This is a genomic window from Protofrankia symbiont of Coriaria myrtifolia, from assembly GCF_900634755.1.
Lineage (GTDB): Bacteria > Actinomycetota > Actinomycetes > Frankiales > Frankiaceae > Protofrankia > Protofrankia coriariae.
In genome coordinates, this window is record NZ_CAAAFS010000343.1 from 1 (window position 1) to 3,113 (window position 3,113).

At 69.6% G+C, this 3,113-nt stretch carries 2 protein-coding genes and 2 pseudogenes; 2 read left to right on the forward strand and 2 right to left on the reverse strand.

Features of this window, described 5'->3' with window-relative positions; genetic code table 11:
* Nucleotides 1–35 precede the first annotated feature (35 nt).
* Nucleotides 36–2,336 carry a Zn-binding domain-containing protein gene (locus CM1CMNOD_RS20050; RefSeq protein WP_083828559.1) on the forward strand — a complete coding sequence of 767 codons (2,301 nt, stop codon included), beginning with the start codon at nucleotides 36–38 and terminating at the stop codon, nucleotides 2,334–2,336.
* 75 nt (nucleotides 2,337–2,411) lie between these two features.
* On the forward strand, nucleotides 2,412–2,549 hold the full coding sequence (locus tag CM1CMNOD_RS23425; RefSeq protein WP_237702903.1) for a hypothetical protein: 138 nt from the start codon (nucleotides 2,412–2,414) through the stop codon (nucleotides 2,547–2,549).
* On the opposite strand, the pseudogene CM1CMNOD_RS20055 reads toward CM1CMNOD_RS23425, so the two are convergent.
* Together CM1CMNOD_RS20055 and CM1CMNOD_RS22590 are read right to left on the reverse strand one after the other, a co-directional pair.
* Nucleotides 2,517–2,894, reverse strand: a pseudogene (locus CM1CMNOD_RS20055) (Rv3654c family TadE-like protein); the annotation flags it as partial. The gene CM1CMNOD_RS23425 and the pseudogene CM1CMNOD_RS20055 overlap by 33 nt on opposite strands.
* 22 nt (nucleotides 2,895–2,916) lie before the next feature.
* Nucleotides 2,917–3,113, reverse strand: a pseudogene (locus tag CM1CMNOD_RS22590) (hypothetical protein); the annotation flags it as partial.

A 3,113-nucleotide genomic window follows, 5' to 3' on the forward strand; every position in this document is an offset into this window, starting at 1 on the left:
CCAAAAACAAACGATCTACCAGACCTGACCAGTTACTGGCCAACGACCAGCTCCGCGCGGTTCGCGCGCTCACGCTGACAGGGGTGCGCGCCGCCACGTACGACGGCGACACGCCGGCGTACGAACGCGACTGGGTCCGTGCCCACGCCACGTTCGTGCTGACCAACCCCGACATGCTGCATCGGGGCATACTGCCTTCTCATCGACGGTGGAGCACCTTTCTCCGGGGCCTTCGGTACGTGGTGGTCGACGAGTGCCACGGTTATCGGGGCGTCTTCGGTTCCCACGTCGCGCACGTCCTGCGGAGGCTACGGCGGGTGTGCGCCCGGTACGGTTCGGCGCCGGTGTTCATCCTGGCCTCGGCAACGGTGTCGGAGCCGGCGAATGCCGCCGGCCGCCTGACCGGGCTCGACGTGCGGGCGGTCGAGGAGGACGCCTCCCCGAGAGGCGCGATGAGCTTCGCACTGTACGAACCACCCCTGTCGTATCCATGGCAGGCACATGCGTGGCAGACGTCCTCCTCGTTCGGCTCCTCGCCCGAACCATCGGTCCCGCCATCCGAACCATCGGCCCGGCCACCGTCGGCTCCGCCGTATCCCGGCCCGGCTGTTTCCAGGCCGCTCTCCGCCGGAGCGGCCGTATCCGACCCGCTCTCCGCCGATCCGACCACCTCTGACCCGGTTTCCGCCGACCTGGTTTCCGCCGGGCCTGCCGCCCGCGCGGAAGCGGAGCCCACATCGCTCCAACCGGCGAAGTCCCAACCAGCGGAAACATCGGCTGGATGGGCATCGGGGGCGCCCGTGGCCGTCGAGGCGCAGCCACCGGACCCCCCGGTTCGCGGCCCTGGCGGCACACCGGTCCGTCGCTCGGCGACCGCCGAGGCAGCGGACCTGCTCGCGGATCTTGTGGCCGATGGCGTGCGCACGCTCGTGTTCGTGCGGTCGCGCAGGGGCGCGGAAGTGATCGCGCAGTCGGCGCGCAGGGCGTTGTCCGAGGTGTCGGCGGACCTCGTGGAGCGGGTTGCGGCCTACCGCGCGGGCTACCTGCCCGAAGAACGCCGGGCGTTGGAGGCGGACCTGAGATCGGGGCGGCTGCTCGGCGTCGCCGCGACGAACGCGCTCGAACTGGGTGTCGACATCACCGGGCTGGACGTGACCGTGATCACCGGCTATCCGGGCACGCTGGCCTCGCTCTGGCAGCAGGCCGGCCGGGCCGGTCGAGACGGCGCGGGAGCTCTCGCCGTCCTGGTCGCCCGGGTCGATCCTCTCGACACGTATCTCGTGCATCATCCCGAGGCCGTGTTCGGCCGGCCGGTCGAGGCGACCGTGCTCGACCCCGACAATCCCTACGTGCTTGGCCCGCATCTGGAGTGCGCGGCCGCGGAACTGCCGCTGACCGAGGACGATCTCGATCTTTTCGGGCCGCTGGCTCGTCCCACGGTCGACGACCTGGTACGCCGCGGCCGGCTGAGGCGACGGCCCGCAGGCTGGTATTGGACGCACCGCCACCGCCCGGAGGTGGACATCCGCGGTGTCGGCGGACCGCCGGTACGGATCGTCGAGGCGTCCACCGGCCGTCTGCTCGGCACGGTGGACGCCGCCACGTCGCACTCGACGGTGCACCGCGGCGCCGTCTACCTGCATCAGGGCGGCTCCTACCTGGTCATCGAGTTCGATCTGGACGCGGCGGTCGCGCTCGTGGAGGCAGCCACACCGGACTGGACGACGGTGGCCCGGGAGGACACCGACATCCGGGTGGTGGAGTCGATCCGCTCCCGTATCGCCGGCGATGTCGAGCTCCACCTGGGAACGGTCGAGGTCAGCAGCCAGGTGGTGTCCTACCAGCGGCGTCAGACCGGCAGCGGACGAGTGATCGGTGATGAGCCGCTGGATCTTCCCGCGCGGCATCTGCGCACGCGGGCGGTCTGGTACACGGTGTCCGAGGGGCTGCTGGCCGAGGCGGAGATCGACGAGGACGCCGTCCCCGGTGCCGTCCACGCGGCCGAGCACGCGGCGATCGGCATCCTCCCGTTGTTCGCGACCTGCGACCGGTGGGACATCGGGGGAGTGTCGACCGCGCTGCATCCGGACACCTCCCTCACCACGGTGTTCGTCTATGACGGCTATCCGGGCGGCGCGGGTTTCGCCGAGCGAGGCTTTCTGCGCGGCGGGCCGTGGCTGCGTGCGACCCGGGAGGTGATAGCGGCCTGCGAGTGCGTGGCCGGCTGCCCGTCGTGCGTGCAGTCGCCGAAGTGCGGGAACGGCAACGAGCCCCTGGACAAGCCGGCCGCCCGCCGGCTGCTCGACGCCGTCCTGCGCCGGCTCGATCCGAGCTGATCGAACAGCCGGTGAGCGCATCGGCGCCGTGGGGATGGCGGCCGCCGACGGGACCCACGATGAGCCTTCCGTACCGTGGCTTCCTTCGTCGTGGCTTCCCCCGCTGGAGGCGCTGTTCGTCGGGCCGGCGCGGGCCCTGGCGACGAGCGGCCCGAGGGCGGCGAGCGCTCCCGGGAGTTCGACGGCCACCGCGACCTCGACGGTGTCCCCTGAGATCGTGCACGACAGGAGGCGGCCGTGGTTCGCAAGCCCGATGGCGCGTGCCCGCCCGCACATGACGGCCGGGTCACCAGAGGAATCACCCGCGGCCGCGAGCGCCGCCATGTCCGCCGCGCCCGCGGCCCGCCCGCGGCAGACAGCGGTTGCCGAGACCGCCAGAACGACACCGGTGAACGTCCCCAGAACCAGAAACGTGGAAAGTGTGAGTATGGTGGCCGAACCTGCGTCCGTAATACCGGAGGCGTGCTGTGCGTCCATGCTGCCAGACAGCTGAAGAGTGCTTCCGGAGGGCTTGTTGGCTTGGTGTGAAAATATTTTCCGCAACCATTTGTGACGCATATTCAAAATTTCTTTTCTGTGTTCACTGACTGCTGGTTGTGAAATCCTGTGTGATGTTTTCCACTGCCTCCGCGGGTGCGGTGGAGAACATGGTGATCTCGATCGGAGGAGCAAGTCCTGCCAGTACCCCGGTGGCCCGGGCCTGAAATCTGACCTGGACGATGACGGAATCCATGGCATGGCTGACGGAAATCGTGGAGCCCTGGGGAGCAGCCCGCC